At 67.7% G+C, this 17,668-nt stretch carries 18 protein-coding genes; 3 read left to right on the top strand and 15 right to left on the bottom strand.

Annotated elements, in window-relative coordinates; genetic code table 11:
- From IMT31_RS15345 to cmtR, 13 genes are all read right to left on the bottom strand, one after another.
- Positions 1–750 carry a cytochrome c biogenesis CcdA family protein gene (locus IMT31_RS15345; protein ID WP_413544445.1) on the bottom strand — a complete coding sequence of 250 codons (750 nt, stop codon included), beginning with the start codon at positions 748–750 and terminating at the stop codon, positions 1–3.
- A gap of 443 nt (positions 751–1,193) precedes the next feature.
- The gene (locus IMT31_RS15340; RefSeq protein ID WP_413543321.1) at positions 1,194–1,808 is read right to left on the bottom strand and encodes a recombinase family protein; all 615 of its coding nucleotides are present in this window, start codon (positions 1,806–1,808) and stop codon (positions 1,194–1,196) included.
- A 190-nt stretch (positions 1,809–1,998) separates the two neighbouring features.
- Positions 1,999–3,000: an acyltransferase family protein gene (locus tag IMT31_RS15335; RefSeq protein ID WP_413543320.1), complete on the bottom strand. Its 1,002-nt coding sequence runs from the start codon at positions 2,998–3,000 to the stop codon at positions 1,999–2,001.
- A 318-nt stretch (positions 3,001–3,318) separates the two neighbouring features.
- Positions 3,319–4,260, bottom strand: a complete 942-nt coding sequence (locus tag IMT31_RS15330; protein WP_413543319.1) for a cation diffusion facilitator family transporter — start codon at positions 4,258–4,260, stop codon at positions 3,319–3,321.
- Entirely contained in the window at positions 4,260–4,637 is a 378-nt protein-coding gene (locus IMT31_RS15325; protein ID WP_413543318.1) for an ArsR/SmtB family transcription factor, read from the bottom strand. Before IMT31_RS15325 ends, IMT31_RS15330 begins: the two co-directional genes overlap by 1 nt.
- A gap of 155 nt (positions 4,638–4,792) precedes the next feature.
- Positions 4,793–6,703, bottom strand: a complete 1,911-nt coding sequence (locus tag IMT31_RS15320) for a cytochrome c oxidase assembly protein (protein WP_413543317.1) — start codon at positions 6,701–6,703, stop codon at positions 4,793–4,795.
- A 108-nt stretch (positions 6,704–6,811) separates the two neighbouring features.
- Complete coding sequence (locus tag IMT31_RS15315; protein WP_413543316.1) at positions 6,812–7,441, bottom strand: copper resistance protein CopC; 630 nt, start codon at positions 7,439–7,441, stop codon at positions 6,812–6,814.
- A gap of 118 nt (positions 7,442–7,559) precedes the next feature.
- On the bottom strand, positions 7,560–8,534 hold the full coding sequence (locus tag IMT31_RS15310; RefSeq protein ID WP_413543315.1) for a cytochrome c oxidase assembly protein: 975 nt from the start codon (positions 8,532–8,534) through the stop codon (positions 7,560–7,562).
- A 75-nt stretch (positions 8,535–8,609) separates the two neighbouring features.
- Positions 8,610–9,314: a metal-dependent transcriptional regulator gene (locus IMT31_RS15305; RefSeq protein ID WP_413543314.1), complete on the bottom strand. Its 705-nt coding sequence runs from the start codon at positions 9,312–9,314 to the stop codon at positions 8,610–8,612.
- A gap of 47 nt (positions 9,315–9,361) precedes the next feature.
- Positions 9,362–10,645 (bottom strand): Nramp family divalent metal transporter, encoded by a 1,284-nt coding sequence (locus IMT31_RS15300; protein ID WP_413543313.1) that lies wholly within the window; start codon positions 10,643–10,645, stop codon positions 9,362–9,364.
- Positions 10,646–10,908: 263 nt separating this feature from the next.
- Complete coding sequence (locus IMT31_RS15295) at positions 10,909–11,382, bottom strand: signal peptidase II (protein ID WP_413543312.1); 474 nt, start codon at positions 11,380–11,382, stop codon at positions 10,909–10,911.
- A gap of 180 nt (positions 11,383–11,562) precedes the next feature.
- The gene (locus tag IMT31_RS15290; protein WP_413543311.1) at positions 11,563–13,518 is read right to left on the bottom strand and encodes a heavy metal translocating P-type ATPase; all 1,956 of its coding nucleotides are present in this window, start codon (positions 13,516–13,518) and stop codon (positions 11,563–11,565) included.
- On the bottom strand, positions 13,515–13,877 hold the full coding sequence (cmtR, locus tag IMT31_RS15285; protein ID WP_413543310.1) for a Cd(II)/Pb(II)-sensing metalloregulatory transcriptional regulator CmtR: 363 nt from the start codon (positions 13,875–13,877) through the stop codon (positions 13,515–13,517). Before cmtR ends, IMT31_RS15290 begins: the two co-directional genes overlap by 4 nt.
- Before the next feature lie 159 nt (positions 13,878–14,036).
- On the opposite strand from cmtR, the gene IMT31_RS15280 reads away from it, so the two are divergent.
- The 3 genes from IMT31_RS15280 (at position 14,037) to IMT31_RS15270 (ending at position 16,258) form a co-directional block, all read left to right on the top strand.
- Positions 14,037–14,786: a cytochrome c biogenesis CcdA family protein gene (locus IMT31_RS15280; RefSeq protein ID WP_413543309.1), complete on the top strand. Its 750-nt coding sequence runs from the start codon at positions 14,037–14,039 to the stop codon at positions 14,784–14,786.
- 35 nt (positions 14,787–14,821) lie between these two features.
- Positions 14,822–15,541, top strand: a complete 720-nt coding sequence (locus IMT31_RS15275) for a DsbA family protein (protein WP_413543308.1) — start codon at positions 14,822–14,824, stop codon at positions 15,539–15,541.
- Positions 15,542–15,661: 120 nt separating this feature from the next.
- Positions 15,662–16,258: a vitamin K epoxide reductase family protein gene (locus tag IMT31_RS15270; protein ID WP_413543307.1), complete on the top strand. Its 597-nt coding sequence runs from the start codon at positions 15,662–15,664 to the stop codon at positions 16,256–16,258.
- Positions 16,259–16,426: 168 nt separating this feature from the next.
- Here the strand turns inward: IMT31_RS15270 and IMT31_RS15265 are convergent, their stop codons facing one another.
- Complete coding sequence (locus IMT31_RS15265) at positions 16,427–16,795, bottom strand: hypothetical protein (RefSeq protein ID WP_413543306.1); 369 nt, start codon at positions 16,793–16,795, stop codon at positions 16,427–16,429.
- Positions 16,796–16,897: 102 nt separating this feature from the next.
- Positions 16,898–17,374 (bottom strand): DUF4307 domain-containing protein, encoded by a 477-nt coding sequence (locus tag IMT31_RS15260; protein WP_413543305.1) that lies wholly within the window; start codon positions 17,372–17,374, stop codon positions 16,898–16,900.
- Between the last annotated feature and the right edge of the window lie 294 nt (positions 17,375–17,668).

Below are 17,668 nucleotides of genomic sequence, written 5' to 3'. Positions count from 1 at the left end.
TTAGACGGGGGTGGTGAAGGTGCCGGCCAGGTTCTGTAGCTGGTAGATCCACAGGGTCCAGATCCCGGTGACCATCAGCACCCCGACCAGCACCAGCAGGGCCCCGCCGATGATGTTGAAGGCCCGGATGTGACGGCGGACGAAGCCCAGGGTGCGGGTGACCCAGTCCAGGCCCATCGCCACCAGGACGAAGGGGATGCCCAGGCCCAGGCAGTAGAGGAAGCCCAGCAGCGCCCCGCGCCAGGGGTCCCCGGTGGTGGTGCTCAACGCCAGCACGGCGCTCAGCGTGGGACCCATGCACGGGGTCCAGCCCAGCCCGAAGACCACCCCGAGCAGCGGAGCCCCGGCGATGCCGGTCTTGGGCTGGAAGGACATCCGCCGGGTGTTCTGCAACCACGGCAGCCAGCCGATGAGCACCAGGCCCATCAGGACAACGAACACACCCAGGGATCGGATCAGCACGTCCTGCCACTGCAGCAGCCATCCACCGATGACCCCGAAGGCGGCCCCGTAGAGGGTGAACACCGCGGCGAAGCCCAGGATGAACAAGCCCACCCCGGTCATCACCCGGCGTCGGTTGTCCGCCCGGCGCGGGTCGGCCAACCCGGAGATATATCCCAGGTAGCCGGGCACCAGCGGCAGGATGCACGGGGACAGAAAGGACACCAGCCCGGCGACCGCGGCCAGCGGCATTGCCACCAGCAGCGCCCCGGACTGGACCATCTCCGCGAAGAATCCGCCCACGTTTATCGGCTCGCTCCGTGGTTCGCCCCCGGTGATGGGCGATTGCCCCGGGGTCGAGGGCCATGGTCTGGCGCGGGCGGTCCTGCTGGGGCCAGGGGAAGGCGAACCCCGACTCGTCGACGGTTCGCCTTCGGGATCATCGGCTCTTGGACGACATGGATCCGTTCAGCACTCACGTGGGTTCACTTCCTGTACACGGAAAGCCCGACTGGGCACTCGTTCTGACTGTGCGGGCAACACTCGGGATTCTACAGCGTGTAGAACTCGTCCTGGTCCTGGGCCTGCCCGTCACCGCTCGACGGCATCGCTTCCCACTGAACCGCACCGGGTTGATCGCCTGCTCCAAGCCCGGGGCGGTGGCGGGGCGGCCAGCCCGAACACGGCTCCGGCCCCCAGCGCGGCCAGGTACAAGGGGATCTGCCACCGTTCCAGCCAGCCGATCACGTGTCTCATTTCCGAGCCAGGACCTTGCGTCCATCCTCGCGCAGCTCCCCGGCCGGGGAGACGTGCCGGTAGAGGGTCTGGCGGGTGATGTCCAGTTCCTTGCAGAGTGCGCTGACGTTAGTGTCCTTCTTGCCCATCGAGGCCATGGCCAGACGGATCTTGGCCGGGGTCATCTTGTACGGGCGGCCGCCGCTGCGGCCCCGGGCCCGGGCCGAGGCCAGGCCGGCCTTGGTGCGTTCGGAGATCAACTCGCGTTCGAACTCGGCCAGGGCCGCGAAGATGCCGAAGACCAACTTGCCCGAGGCGGTGGTGGTGTCGATGGCGGCACCCTGCCCGGTGAGGACCTTCAATCCCACGCCGCGCTCGGTGAGGTCGTGGACGATGTTGACCAGGTGGCGCAGGTCCCGGCCGAGCCGGTCGAGCTTCCACACCAGCAGGGTGTCCCCCGACCGCAGGGCCTTGAGGCAGGCAGCCAGATGGGGGCGATCGTCGGTCTTGCCGGAGGCCTTGTCCTCATATAGGGCCTTCGACTCCACGCCGGCGGCGAGCAGGGCATCGCGCTGCAGGTCGGTGGTCTGGGAGCCGTCGGCTTTGGACACCCTCATGTAGCCGACCAGCACCGTGCACCTCCATTGTCATTTATTCGATTGTTTATGTGACGGAGAGTCCACGGAGCGCGCCTCTCAGGAAAAACTGTCACTCAACCCGTCATCTATTCTACGTGACGCAGACGGTGCGCGTGATAACTAACGTGACAGATGGTCTTAGCGGCACAGCGCTTGGTGAAATCGTCGCGGGCTTATAAGTGCGTCAGATGAGGCCCGGGTGTTCCTGCCGGCCTTCCCACATGCAGGTCCGCCGACAGGTCCACCATTCCGGGGCCGGCGCCCCGGACAACCACGGGGACAGGGGGGTGGCATTGATGGCCAGGCCCACGGCCCAGCTGATCAGCACGGTGAGGGCGAATTTGGCTCCGTCCGCCAGGATCCCGAGGTCCACGAGGGTCTGCAGCAGCCAGCCGTGGAAGAGCACCACCACGGTGCCCGTCCGCACGAGGGCGTTGACCGGGCGGGCGGCGCCCCGCACCAGCCGGTCCACCACGGTGCTGAAGATGAGCACGAACCCGGCCGCGGTCACCGCTCCCACCACCGGGGTGAGCAGGAAGTGGCCGAAACCGGAGAACTTAATGTTCAGCGGCTCCACGCCGAGGGCTACCGTCAGCAGCCCCAGCGCCACGCACCCGGCTCCGATCAACGCCCGGTTCCGCGTGATGCGGGGCTGGATCGAGTATCGGAACAGCTCGCCGGCCAGCACGAAGAACAGGCAGGGCAAGGCCAGCCCTACACCCAACGGGGTGCGGCCGATCATCCCGTCCGGGAGCATGGACAGGGCCAGGCCGAGCACGGCGACACCCCAGGCCACCAGCACCGGGAAGCGCTCGAGGATGCGCCGGAGGAGGGTGACGAAGAACAGCACGGAGATGAACCAGAACGCCCACCACGGCGGGGTCTGGTCCGAGCCGCCGTACCAGCCGTTGGCCATGAGCGGCCAGAACTCCTCGGGGGTGTCCCGGGTCCAGGCCCAGGCGGCCACGCTCATCATGACGGCCCAGATCAAGTAGGGGACCGCCAGGGTCCGCCAGCGGCCCTGGAGGTCGTGGCCGAAGGGTCGGCCGCGGGTCCAGAAGTAGCCGGTGAGGAAGAAGAACAGCGGCATGCGCCAGATCTCCAGGTACTCGCCGCCGGCCAACCGGGGCCCGTAGGAATGGCCGGCCACCACGGCGACGATGGAGACGATACGCAGAACGTCCACGCCGGTGTTCCTGCGTGGACGTTGCCTCGGCGGTGCCACTGGCTTCAGTGAGTGAGGGATACGGTCCCCCCGACGTCAGTGATCCAGAAGCCCATGGCGTAGAGGGAACCGCAGAAAATCAGGAAGCACACCATGGTCGTCAGCAGGTTGCCCAACAATGGCCCTGGCCCGAGTGGGGCTTCGGATTGCCGTTAACGATCACAATGTCTCCTCACACGAAGATCGCCGGAGTGCGGGCCGCCAGGGTCGGTGGTGCGGGTTTCAGCTTGTCTTCAGGGTAGCCGGATGGTGGGCACCGGGTGCGCGGCGCTATGGCTCTCAGGCGTGCTGGACTGCAGCTGATTCCCGCCCTCGCAGCGCGGCGGTCTCCAGCTGGATGGTGGCGTGGTCGAAGGAGACCGGGAAGTGCTCCCTGAGACAACCCTGGATCGTTTCCAGGATCTGCGGGGCGTGTCCGGATTCGAAGCACTGGTCATCGACGACGACGTGAGCGGTGATGACTGGTTGGCCGGTGCCGATCATCGAGGCGTGCAGATCGTGGACCTCACGGACGTGTTCCAGTTCCAGGATGTGGGTCCGGACCTCGTCGAGGTCCACGCCTTTGGGGGTGAACTCCATCAGCACTCGCACGGTCTCGCGCAGCAGCAGGAAGGCGCGGGGGACGATCAGGGCGGCGATGAACAGTGCGGCGATGGTGTCGGCCTGTTGGAATCCGGTGGTGTTGATGACGATGGCCGCGATGATCACGCCCAGGGAGCCGAGGGCGTCGTTGAGGACCTCCAGGAACGCGGCGCGCATATTGAAGTTCGCACCCCGGCTGGTTGCCAGCACCGCGATGGCGGCGATGTTGGCGACCAGCCCAACGATGCCGAAGACCAGCAGTTCGGTGCCGGGCACCTGCTGGGGTTCGAAGAGCCGGCGGATGCCTTCGACGGCAGCATAGGTGCCAACCACGAGCAGCAGAGCTGCCTGACCGAGGGCGGCGACGACCTCGATCCGGGCGAATCCCCATGTCCGGCTGCTGTTCGGTGGGCGCAACATCATGGTTGCGGCGATGACCGCCACCAGCAGTCCGGAGGCGTCGCCCACCGCATGGGCGGTGTCGGTCAGCAGCGCCAGGCTGCCGGTGACCACGCTGCCGACCGCCTGCGCCACCACGATGACCGCGGTCATTCCGAAGGCGATCAGCAGCCTCCGGCGCATTCCTCGGTCGGCCTGCTGCGGCACCTGGCCGTGGCTGTGGTTGTGTCCGGCTCCCATCAACGCTCCTCGGCGGTCAGCTTGTCGTGGTCTTGGTGGTCGCGCAGCGACAGCGCCACACCCGAGGCGCTGAGCAGCCCGTCGGCGACCGTCATGAGTGCGGCCAACCGTGACGGATCGGCCAGGCGGAACCACGAGGACCGCCCCTCGGCGCGCACCGTGACCAATCCGCAGTCCCGTAGACAGGCCAGGTGCTTACTCACCGTGGACTGCGCCAGGTGCATGTGGTCCACGAGGTCGCGCACCCGGTGCTCACCGGTGGCCAGGTGCTCCAGCAGTGCCAGACGGGTCGGCTCGGCGAGAGCGTGGAACAACGCGGCGTAGGCACCTCGATCATCGAATCCCTCGGACTCGACCTGCAGAGGATATATCGTCATGCGGCGATAATAGCACTTTCTAGCGTTTTAGGGAGTGGGGCGCATCACCTTGGTAGACCAACCGGGTCACGGGAGGCTGGTGCTTCTGCATGGAGGACCGCGAACACCATCCTGTGCAGGGAGGGATGCTAATGCGGCATGCTCAGGGAGTCGCTTCAAGAGGTCGAGATGGGTGCGCTTTCATGGCGTGGGGCCCGATACAGGGTCAGTGCGGTCAGCAGTAAAGCCATCGGGGCGAATCCAGCCACCAGCACCGAGATTCCAGCCAGTTGCTGGTCCAGGGTGACCGGTGGCCCCCACGTGCGTGCCATGTTAACGAACCAGTCGGGCTCCAACACCGGGAAGACTCCTGCGGCCAGCACGATGGCCCAGAGCAACAGCGCACCGGCCAGGATCGCTGCGGTGCGGATCCGCGCGGTTCGCGGTATCGGACGCCCGTTGCAGGGTGCGATCACCGAGGTCATGAAGCAGAATCCCAGGGCGAGGAAGTACAGGTTCGCGACTTGATGGACGATCCAGTATTCCAACACCAGGCGGAAGAGTGGGGTGTAGTAGACCAGCCCGAGCGAGGCAGCCAGCACGACCGCATTAAGGGCCGGGTAGGACAGCGCCGGGCGTACGACGTCCACCCATTCGCGGGCACCCCGGCTGCCGTCGGTGCGACGGGCGACCGTGCGGGCCATCAGCTGCAGGGGCGCACCGAGGACCAGTAGCAGCGGGACGACAACGGCGAGGGCCAGCAGCATGAGGGAGTGGGCGCTGAAGAGGACCATGCCGTAGATGGTTGGTGCCGAGCAGGTGACGTAGAGCAGCACGGCTAGACCGGCCATCCAACTGGCGGTCCGTTGCCACGGCCAGACCTCGGCCTTGCGCACGCCGAGGAGGTAGACGGCGGCAGCGGTGAGGACGAAGGCCACCCAGAGCCAGTCCCAGCGCCACTCGGTGAGCCACCGGTCCCAGCTCAACTCGGGCGGCAGCAGGTAGCCGGTGAGGACCTCGGCCGGGGTAATCGCCGGTTCGATCTCCTGGGGCACCGGTGGTGCGGTCCGGCCCAGGGCCGCGGTCACGCCGATAATGCTGGCCATGATGCCCAACTCGACGATGACCAGTCGCCAGGCCGTCCGGCCGGCCAAGACGGTCCCGAGCCGTCCAATGGCCCATCGGCGGTGGGCTAGGCCGATGGCTCCCAGCAGCAGGGTCGCTGCGGCTTTGATCAGAATCAGTTGGCCATACCGGGTGAACAGCCCCTCCCAGTCCCCCAGGCGCATCACTGAGTTGATCACTCCGGAGGCCAGCACGAGGAAGAACGCCACACCTGCCATCGTCGAGAAGCGTTCCAACACAGTCCTGGCCAGCAGGACGCCACCGGAGGTGTTGTCCCCGGCCTGGGAACCGGTCAATGCCGGGACCACGACCACCAGGGCGGCGACGCCACCCACCCAGACCAGGACGCCGAGCCAGTGCACGACCAGGGCGCCGACGCCGGCATAGTGGTCGTCGCTGCCGGCTGCGTGCCCGACCAGGGAGATCGGGATGGCCGTGGATAGGGCGAGAACGGTGGTGGCGCCCAGGGCGACTGGAGACCGAGCCAGAAAGGTCAGGGTACAGGCGGTGAAGGCGACCGCTAGGACGGTGGCCCACGCCTGGCCGACGAGCAGGTCGGTGCCGAAGTAGACCAGCTCGCGGGCGAACGCTTCGCTGCCGGACACCGGCTGCCCGGAGAGATTGGCATAGGTCAGCACGAAGACGGCCACCGCAGAAAACACCCAGACAATCGAGACGGTGGAGGCAGTGGCCATGGCGCGGGTGAAGGCTGGGTGGGGATCCTGCCCCTGTTGTCGGTCACCGGCAGCGCTTGATGCCCGGTCACGCCAGGGCGGCAGGAGGGCGACCGCGAAGAGTAGGCAGCCGGCCACCACTGCGACCGCGAGATGATGGACGGTCAGAGCGATCGGCAGGGCCCACCGGGCGAAGGCGCCCGGGTCCAGGGTCTCGCGTTCGGCGACGGCCCCGGAAAACGCGGCGCTGGCGGCGACGACGGCCGTGGCGAGGACAAAGGCCGCCACCAGCCAGATCCAAGTCCGTCCCCATCGGCGTTGCTGGGCTGCGGATTCCGGATGATCAGCGCTCGACGGTTGACCCATGGAAACCCCGGCCGGTGTGTCGGTAGTCATTCACTGGACCCCCGGGCCGTCCGTTCGGCTTCGACGGGCCAGGACGGTCACGACGACGACCGCCAGAGCGAGAAGCAACACGCCCAGCGCAATGACGAAGCCGATCGGGAAGCCTGTTCCAGCCTCGGAAGCCGGTGCCGCCGCGTCGGTCACCGGGGCCGTCGTGGGCTCGGTTGTGGTGGCGGCAGTCTGCGACTGGCTCGAGGCCGGCGTGCTGGGGGTTGAGGATGGCTCGGCGGCGGCCTCGGCCGCAGTGAAGCTGAACGTGCCTTCGATCGGGTGGGAGTCCGAGGACACCACACGCCAGGTCACGGTGTACTCCCCGGCCGGGGTGTCGGGCTGGAGTGCCTGAGAAGCCGTATTGCCGGCGATCTCCACCTCCCCGGCAGCCCAGTTCTCGCCCTGGTCGTCCTCGACCCGGATCTGTGAGCCCAACGACAGCGGGGTATCGGTGAAGACGATGTCGATGGCCTCCGGGGCAGTCTCCAGATTCTGCCCGTCTTCAGGATTCGTTCCCGTCACAGCATCATGAGCCGAGGCCGGGGAAAGGGGCGCCAGCAGGGCCAGCATCAGCACTGCCAGGAAGGCCAGAATGGGGCCAAGAGGCCGCACGGCCTGTCGTCGCAACAACTTCTACCTCCTGTAGAAAACGCCCTTAGCGTACCAACAGGTGGCGTCGGAGCGGGGCACTATGACCGATCACGAGTCGAAGGGCGGGCCGGCGGATGGTCCAGGCCGGAGAAAGGCTTTACCGCGAAGGGCCGGGAGGTGTTCCGGCGGCGAGCTGTTCGAGGTAGGCGTTGTACGCCTCCAGGTCCGGGCTGCCGTTGAGGTCGGCCTCGGCATCGGCACGGCGGGCCTGGCGGGTATCCGCGCGGAACCACTGGTGGGCGATGAACACCAGGATCAGCACGGTGGGCAGTTCTCCGTAGGCCCAGGCCAGCCCACCGGCGACCTGCTGGTCCTCCATCGGGTCGAGGCCCCAGCTGGCCGGGGGCGTGGCGAAGAACTCCACGATCGGGGTCGTCGCCATCATCAGGACCACTCCGAAGAAGGCGTGCAGCGGCATTTCAAAGGCCACATCCAACATGCGCCCACCAAAGCCCTGCTTGACCGGCAACGGGTCGCTGGACAGCAACGGGACCGTGAACAGGACCCCTGAGGCCAAGAACAGCAGTTCCAGGCCCGTGTGGCCGTACCACGTGGGCAGCAGCCGGTCGTCCAGGCCACTGAGGTAGATCCCGTAGTAGGTGATGAGGAACAGCGGGATGGTGAACCCCGGATGCAGGACGACCCGCGCCCACCGGGACCGCAGGCCCGCATGGGCCAGCTGCAACACCATCCGGCCCAGCCCACGGTGGGGTGTGGCCCGCAGCAACAGGGTACCCGGGCTGCCGAACACCAACAGCGGTGGGATGGCCAGCATCAAAGTCAGTTGCTGGAAGATGAACACCGAGAACATCTTCAGCCCGTACCCTTCAACTCCTGCCCCCATGGTCACCGCGATGGCTGCGCACCCCAGCAGGAAGCACAGCGCCCTCCACACCGGCCACCGCCGCCGCCCGATCCAGAGCCGCAACACCCCGGCCAGATACAACAGGCCCAACACCACGGCGATGGCGGGGATCAGCGGGATCGGCTGCATTGTGGGAGCGAGGAAGTTCTCCAGGCTGGGGGGCTCCGTCGGGATCCAGACCGGTCCTTCCATGCCGGCCTCATCCATGGTTGCAAAGAGCCTTGGCTGTCATCGACCCAGTCTTCCACGCCCGGGAGCGGGACCCCGTAATCCGGGTTCCGCCTAGATGGACGCAGGTCCTCGAAGAACTGCGGATGCCGCCGGGCTGACCCAGATCGCTTTGGCTTCCTCCGGGGCCAGGACCAACGGGGCTTGGTCGTTGCCCGGGATGCTGAGGGTCAGGCCACCGGCCTCACGCTCACCCACCCGGACCGTCTGGCCGGGCCGCAGGCCGTGGCCGCTGAAGCGATTCAGGCGGGCGGGATCGGCATCCGAGACCCGCGCGATGCGGTAGATGTCGGGGGCGGCGTCGGCCAGGCGGATGGCGTGGGCCGGTCGGTGGGTGTGGCCCTCCACGGTCGGGATGGGGTCTCCGTGCGGGTCTCGGGTGGGGTGGCCGAGCAGGGCGTCGATGCGTTCGATGAGCGTTTGGGAGGCGGCGTGCTCGAGCCGATCGGCCTCGTCGTGGACCTGGTCCCAGGAGTAACCCAGGGTGATGACCAGGAAAGTCTCGAGTAGCCGGTGGCGGCGGACCATGGCCACGGCGTAGTCGCGTCCGGCCGTGGTGAGGTTGACCGGTTTGTACGGGCGGTACTCCACCAGTCCCTGGGCGGCCAGGCGTTTGACGGTGTCGGCGACGTTCGGGGCCGTGGTGCCGAGGCGGGCGGCCAGGGCGGTGGTGGTGATGGGAGGGTCTCCCCATTCGGTGGCCGACCAGATGACCTTGAGGTAGTCCTGGGCCACCGGGGTGAGCTCGCTCGGATCCATACCGGCCACGCTACCCAACCCCGGGCTCTCAACCCTGCCGGTGATCATCAGCCTTGGCCGGTGGCCATCAGCCCGATCAGGGCCAGATTCAGTGCCACGATCAGACCCACGACCACCCAGGCCGCCACTTGCAACGGCGCCCGATTGGTGAAGGACCCCATCACTGTGGGGTTGCCGGTCAGGGCGACCAGGGGGATCAGGGCGAAGGGGATGCCCAAGCTCAGGACCACCTGGGAAAGCACGAGCGCCCACGTCGGCTCCACCCCGGCGGCAATGACCGCCAGCGCCGGGATCAGGGTGACGGCCCGGCGGGCCATCTGCGGGATGTTCCGGTGCAGCAGCCCGGCCATGATGGTCGAGCCGGCGTAGCAGCCCACCGAGGTCGAGGCCAGCCCGGAGGCCAGTAGTCCCAGGCCGAAGGCGATCCCCACCACCGGGCCCAGCGCGGTGGTGATCGCCGCATGGGCGCCCTCGATGCTGTCGGTGCCGGGAACCCCGGCCAGGTTGCCAGCGGCCAGCAGCAGCATGGCGATATTCACGGACCCAGCCACCAACAGGGACAGCACCACATCCCAGCGGGTCGCGGTCAGCAGCCGCGGCAGCGCCGCGGTGGGGAGCGGGCCGCCGTGCCGGTCCCGGGCCAGGGACGAATGGGCGTAGATCGCGTGCGGCATGACCGTGGCCCCAAGCATGCTGGCGGCCAGCAGCACGGTCTGGACGCCTTCGAAGCGCGGCACGACCCCGGCCACCGCCGCATTCCAAGAGACCGGTCCGAAGAACAGGCCGGCGACGAAGCCGAGAGTCACGATCACCAGCAGGCCGATCACGACGAACTCAAAGGGCCGCTGGCCGTGCCGGGACTGGATGACCAACAACAGCATCGAGACCACCCCGATGATCAGCCCGCCTAGAAGCAGGGGGATCCCGAAGAGGATGTGCAGGGCGATCGCCCCGCCCAGCACCTCGGCCAGGTCGGTGGCCGCGGCCACGGCCTCGGCCTGCACCCAGTAGGCCAGCCGCCGGCCCCGTGGCAGCCGCTTGCCCAGCAGCTCGGGCAGCGAGGACCCGGTGACCAGCCCGAGCTTGGCCGAGAGGTACTGCACCAGCACGGCCATGAGGTTCGCAGTCACCAGCACCCACACCAGCAGGTACCCGTACTGGGCCCCCGCGGTGAGGTTGGCCGCCACATTGCCCGGGTCCACGTAGGCCACCGCCGCCACGAAGGCCGGCCCCAACAGCCAGGGCATCGGCTGGCGCCGGACCCAGCGCTGCCCGGCCGCCGCTTCTGAGACGGTCTCGGCCCTTGTCGTCATCCTCGATGGTGCCCGCATGAAAGTTAAGCTACACGAACTTTCGGTGGGGGGGATGGCTGAGCAATGGCCGACGTGGCCGCGCGTGAGGTCTTCATCCAGCCGGTGCCAACGTCGAGACCACCCGGGCCCTACTGAAGGCCTGCGCGGAGCTGCTAGCAACCATGGGCTGAGCCGGCACCAACCACGGCCGGCAGGAGTGGCCGGCCGCCGTCCCGCTGTTGCGGGCCTAGGTGTAGGCGGAGATGGCCGCGAAGAGTGCGAAGGGGGTGTCCTGGTGGCAGTTACTGCGGGGCTTCTGCGGTGTCGCGGTCGTGCTCCGTGGTGGTCAAGAGGAGCACGGCCACCACCCCGCCGACGATGAAGATGTCCGCGATGTTGCCGATGAACCAGTCTCCGTAGGCGATGAAATCCACGATATGTCCTTGCCCGAACGAGGGTGGGCGCAGGAGTCGGTCACCCAGGTGGGAGACCGCCGCGCCTCCGAGGCACCCAATCACAATGGCCCAGGACATGGTACGGACCCGAAGGGTGAACCAGATTGCCACCCCGACGGCCACAGCCGAGATGATGGTGAAGATCCAGGTCGCATCAGTGCCGAGCGAGAAGGCCGCGCCAGGGTTATAGATCAACTGGAGCCCGAGCAGATCTCCGAGGACCGGAACTCGCTCACGCAGGGACAGAGTGTTTACCGCCCACCACTTGGTCACCTGGTCCAGGACCGATACGCCGACCCCGATCCCGACAGTCAGGAACACGAGGGGATACCTGCGTCGGTCTTTCATGCGTTACCTTTCCTGGTGCGCCCGTTTCCCTGCGCATGGTGAATCGGCTAAACCCCGCGCGACCGGTGAAGTCACGGGAAGGAACTGGAGGGCGCTGGCAAGAAGGCCTTCCCTGTGCCTGCGGAGTCTATGGCCGGCAGGCACAGTGAAGGCTCATCCCACGGTGGCGGGCTGAGCCTGCCGGTCGGCAAGGGGCTCCAGGGTGATGCGTCGTCTGGTGGCAGCGCGCAGGCCGTTGAGGATGACGATGACCTCGGCGACCTCGTGGACCAACACGACGGCGGCCAATCCCAGGACGCCGGTGATGGCCAGCGGCAACAGGACGGCGATGATCAGCAGTGACAGGACGATGTTCTGGTTGATGATGGCCCGGCCGCGGCGGGCATGCGCCAGGGCCTGGGGAATCAGGCGCAGGTCATGGCCGGTGAAGGCGACGTCGGCGGACTCGATAGCCGCGTCCGAGCCGGAGGCGCCCATGGCGATGCCGACATCGGCGGCAGCCAGGGCCGGAGCGTCGTTGATGCCGTCGCCGATCATCGCGGTCGGCCCGGCACCGGAGAGCTGATTGACGGCGGCAGCCTTGTCCTCGGGGCGTAGCTCGGCGCGCACATCCTCGATGCCGGCCTGGGCAGCGATCGCCCGAGCGGTGCGGGTGTTGTCGCCGGTGAGCATCGTCAGCCCGATGCCCTGGCCGGCCAGGGTGGTCACGACATCCGGGACCTCGGGGCGCAGCTCGTCGCGGACACCGATCGCTCCGGCCGTCGACCCGTCGCGGTGGACGATAACGACGGTCATGCCCTGTCCTTCCAAGGCCTGGACGTCTTCGGCGAGGGGCCCGGGGCTGAGCCAGCGGGGGCTGCCCACGGTGATCGTGGCGCCATCGAGGCGGCCGGTGATGCCGTGCCCGGCGGTCTCAGTGATGTCGGCGGCCGCAGGCGTGGTGGGAGTAGCTGCGGTGATCGCGGCGGCCAGCGGGTGGGTGCTGTGCCGTTCCAGGGCGCCCGCCCAGCCCAGCACATCCTGCTCGGAAGCGTCTTCAGTGGTGAGGACAGCGGTGACGGTGGGCTGGTTGCGGGTCAGGGTGCCGGTCTTGTCCACGGCCAGGTGGCGGATCCCGCCGAGGCGTTCAAAGGACGCCCCGGACTTGATGACGGTCCCGAACCGGCTGGCCGCGCCGATCGCGGAGACCACCGTGACGGGTACCGCGATGGCCAGGGCGCACGGGGAGGCGGCCACCAGGACCACCAGGGCGCGGGTGATCCACAGTTCCGGATCCCCAGCCAGGGAGCCGATGGCGGCGACCAGCACGGCCAGGATGAGCACCCCGGGGACCAGGGGACGGGCGATCCGGTCGGCCAGACGGGCCCGCTGGCCTTTCTCGGCCTGGGCCTGTTCGACCAGTTTCACGATCGTGGTCAGGGAGTTGTCGGTGCCGGCGGCGGTGACCTCGATCTCCAGGGCCCCGACCGTGTTGATCGATCCGGCCGAGACGGCCTCTCCAGGGCTGACCTCGACCGGGATGGACTCGCCGGTGATCGCGGAGGTGTCCAGGCTGCTGCGCCCGTCACGAACGATGCCGTCGGTCGCGACCCGTTCCCCGGGCCGGACCACGAGCACCTGCCCGACCCGCAGTTCCTTGGCCTCGACGTCGATCGTGGCCCCGCCCTGACGGACGGTGGCGGTCTCGGGCACGAGCTTGAGCAGGGCGCGCAGCCCTGCCCGGGCCCGGTCCATGGCCTTGTCCTCCAGCGCCTCGGCGATGGAGTACAGGAACGCCAACGCCGCGGCCTCCTCGATGTAGCCCAGGACTACCGCGCCGATGGCACTGATCGTCATCAGCAGTCCGATGCCCAGCCGGCCGCGGGTGAACAGGCCGCGCAGTGCACCGGGCACGAAGGTCCAGGCGCCGAGCAGCAGCCCGACCCAGAACACCACCGTGGCCGTGAGGCCGGCTCCGGACCACTCCAGGACGAGTCCGGCGATAAAGGCCACCCCGGAGAGCACCGGGACCAGGATGGCCGCATCCCGCCACCACGGCCGGTGCTCCTCAGGCTCCTCGGGCGCACCATCAGTGGGGTTGGGGGCCTCGCAGCCGCAGGCAGCGCTCATGAGGCCACCTCCGCTGTGCCGCAGCAGCCCGGCACGGGGCAGCCCGGGTCCAGGCAGGGGGCGGAGGCGTCCACGGCGAGGGTCACGTCGACCAGGGCGGTCAGCGCGCGAGTCAGGTGCGGATCGGCGATCTCGTACCGGGTGCGGCGGCCCTCGGGCTCGGCGGCCACGATTCCGCAGTCCCGCAGGCAGGTCAGGTGGTTGGACACGTTCGAGCGGCTCAATCCCAGATCCCGGGCCAGTTCCGCCGGATACCCCGGGTGTTCCAGCAAGGTCAGCAGGATCCGGGACCGGGTGGGGTCGGCCATCGCCCGGCCCAGCCGGTGCATCACATCCAGTTGCGTGGCAAGAGTCAGCATGCGCTGAACTATACATCCTCTGGTGTAGTGTCCTGCGAGGGTCCCCGCGGACGACGCGGAGCCCCACACGTTGTAGCAGAGAGGACCGCCCGTGACCGCCTGTCGCCGTCATCCCCGCTCGCCTCGTCCCTCCCGGCGGACGGGCCTCGGGAGGGACGCGTGAGCCTGGGCGGGTTCTTCGCCGAGATGGTCCAGTCCGGGGCGCTGCTGGTGGCGATGCCCCTGGCCGCGGTGGCCGGTCTGGTGTCCTTTCTCTCCCCGTGCATCCTGCCGCTGGTGCCCGGCTACGTGGGCTACGTCTCCGGGCTGGCCGACCCGCGCCGGCAGGACAGCCGGCGCCGGGTGATGACCGGGGTGGGATTGTTCATTCTGGGCTTCGCCGCGGTCTTCACCGCCTACGGGGCCGCTTTTGGAGTGATCGGCGGCTGGCTGCTGCAATGGCAGGACCTGCTGATCCGGATCCTGGGGGTTTTCGTGGTCCTCATGGGCCTGGTCCTGGTCGGCTGGCTGCCGTTCCTGCAGAACACCAAGAAGATGTCGTTTCAACCGAAGACCGGGATCGGTGGCGCCCCGTTGCTCGGTGTGGTCTTCGGGCTGGGCTGGACCCCGTGCATGGGTCCCACCCTGAGCGCCGTGCTGGCGTTGAGCACCACCACCGGGGACCCCTGGCGGGGGGCCCTGCTGGGCTTCCTCTACTGCCTCGGGCTGGGCATCCCCTTCGTGCTCGTGGCCCTGGGCTTGGACTGGGTCACCCGGACCCTGGGCTTCGTCCGCCGCCACATCCGGGCCTTCAACATCATCGGCGGGATCGTACTGGTGCTGGTCGGGGTCCTGATGGTTTCCGGGATCTGGACCCTGTGGATCTACCAGCTGCAGAACCTCGCCGGCACCTTCACCACCCCCGTCTAAACCCCCTGCCCCCGACCCCACGGATTGGACCGACCATGACTTCCCCCGACCCCAAAACCACACCCGCCCCGAACCGGCAGCGCCGGGCCAAGATCGTCGTCTGGATCCTGCTCGGCCTGGTCGTGGCTACCGCCGCCATCGGGTATTTCGTGGCCCGCGGTACCACCACCGACCAGCAACCACAGGACACGGGGCAATCCTCCGGGCAGCAGACGCAGGAGGCCGGGCAACTGGTCCGGGAGAACAGCCGGGTGCTGTCCCAGGCACCGAACGAGAAGGCCGTGCTGGTGGAGTTCTTGGACTTCGAGTGCGAGGGATGCGCCGCGGCCTACCCCTTCGTCGAGGAACTGAGGGTCCAGTACTCGGACACCGTCACCTTCGTGAACCGCTACTTCCCGCTGCCAGGCCACCGCAACTCGGTCACCGCGGCCGTGGCCGTCGAGGCCGCTGCCCAACAGGGCGCCTACGAGGCCATGTATCAGCGCATGTTCGAGACTCAGACCCAGTGGGGAGAGTCTGCCGAGGACCAGAGCGACGTTTTCCGCGGCTACGCCGAGGACCTCGGCCTGGACATGGCTGCCTACGATGCCGCCGTGGCGGATCCGGCGACCCTGGAACGCGTTGAGCTTGATGTCGCCGACGGCACCGCCCTGGGAGTGTCCGGGACCCCGACCTTCTACCTCGACGGCGAGCAGCTCGCCCCGTCCACCCTGGAGGAGTTCACCGCCGCCATCGAGGCCGCCGTCCAGGACTAAGGGGCTTGCCGTCGGCAACGCCTTCTGACCGTGGACCGAGACCAGGGAAAGCCCTCCACCATGACCGAACGCTCGACCACTTCCACCAATCCCACGAAGCCATCCCCCTCGCCAGCAGCGATGGCACCCGCCCGGGCCTGGTTCGCCGACCATCGGACCTTCGGGCTGATCCTGTTGGTCACCGGAGCCGTGGGCTGGATCGCCTCGGCCATCCTCGTGCTCGAGCGCCTGGCCCTGTACGAGAACCCCGGCCACGTCACCAGTTGTGACATCAACCCCTGGGTGTCCTGCGGGCGGGTGATGGGCACCTGGCAGTCCGAGCTGTTCGGCTTCCCCAACCCGCTGATCGGCATCGTGGCCTTCGCCGTGGTCCTGGCCACCGCGATGGTGGTGCTCTCCGGGGCCCGTCCCGGCCGGTGGTACTGGCTTGGGCTGCAGGCCGGGGTCACCCTAGGGATGGCCTTCGTGACCTGGCTCTGGTTCCAAGCCCTGTACGAGATCTACATCCTGTGCCTGTACTGCATGATTGTCTGGGCGGCCATGATCCCGCTGTTCATCCTGCTCACCGCCCGCAACCTCGCCCATGGAGTAATCCCTGCCCCATCGACCTTCGTCCGGTTCGCGACCGGGTGGGCCGGGACCCTGATCGCCATTCTCTACGTCGCCGTGGCCGGCTCCGTCTTCGTCCAGTTCCTCCCCGCCTTCACCGGCCCCTGATCCGGCCGTCCCGGCACTCCTGGCCCATACAGCTCAGACCATACCGACCCGTTGGCCCTCGCGCGGAGCACGGCGGTCCGGCGACGGAAGCATCCCTCAGACGGTATGGCCGGGGCCCATACGGCTCAGGCAAGGAGCGCTGGCGGTACCTTCGATTGTGCCTGGTGGTCAGGTCTCCGCGGTTTTCCAGCGGCGAGCGGCGACGAACGAGTGAATGCCGAAGCCCACGTAGAAGATGAGCAGGGCGAAGGTGATCGTGCTGATGAAAACAGCCGTGGGGCGCTCCGCCTCACGGGCGATCAGTGCGTCGAGTTGCATGACGTTCCTGGAAGTGCCGAGAACGCCGAGCACGGCGACTGCCAGGGCAAGGTGGACGCCGAGCTTCTGCTTCTTCAGGCTAATGAGGCCCGCAACCAGGATCACGGCCCCGAGCATGGCCGGGATCAGCGCCGTCCAGCTGGCGAACGAGGTGGCGATAAAGGCAATGGAACCGATGGCGACGAGAAGGACGCCGAGTCCGATGGTGAGTTGAGGCATTTCGCTCCTTAGGCAGATGGTGGCCAAAACTACTTCTACGCAGTGTAGTAGAACCGGATTTCTACCAGCCGCCTCGGAGCCTGATGTTGCCTCTCCTGAGGCTCAGGCGTCCTGCTCGATCCAACAGGAGTTGGCGCCGCCGGTCACGCCGAGCGAATCGGTGCGCAGGTTGACGTCGTAGTACTGAGACTTGTCCGAGGGAAGGGGGTCGCCTGCGGTGTCTCCGAGCTCGGCGGGACCGATGGTGACGGTACGCCAGCCCACGATGGCGTAGTTTTCGGAGAGCACTTGAATGGCGCACGCCACGGTGTCCTCGAAATCTTTGGTGACCTCGAACGTCACCGAGGCCCGGGTTGGGGAGTCGATGGCGTAGCCGACATCCTTCCAAGACAGAGAGTCCTGAGAGGTCGGGTACGCCAACCATGCGGTGGCGGCTACCGCCATTAATAAGGCGGCGACGGCGATCCATTTACCCCAGCGAGAAATGAACGACGGCCGATCGCGTTGGGGGCGCCCATACCGGTTCGCTAGGCTGTCACCCGGGGCATGGCCCGCCGAGGTCTGGGGTACTGGATCCATATCGCCCCATGCTATCCCCGAGGAGCCACCAGTTCCCCTCCCCCGACGATCGGGCCGATCAGGTCCCCGAACCCACCGCCGCCCGCGACGGGAAAGCAGCCGAGGCACCGTGAGCAACACTTCCCCCGACCGGTCGGGACGGAATCAAGCCACCGGAGCTCGGCGTCCCCTTGAGGCAAGCCAGTTACGACACCGTGGACGCCGAGAAATCCCAGATTCGCCCCAAGGCCTGCGGTCCCGCGCGCTGCTGAAGGAGGTGGTTCCCTTGGACATCTTGAACCCACTGAAGGCATC

It is taken from the genome of Citricoccus nitrophenolicus, from assembly GCF_047305825.1.
Taxonomy (GTDB): domain Bacteria; phylum Actinomycetota; class Actinomycetes; order Actinomycetales; family Micrococcaceae; genus Citricoccus; species Citricoccus nitrophenolicus.
Note: the sequence above shows the minus strand (reverse complement) of the source record. Positions and strands in the feature narration are given on the sequence as shown.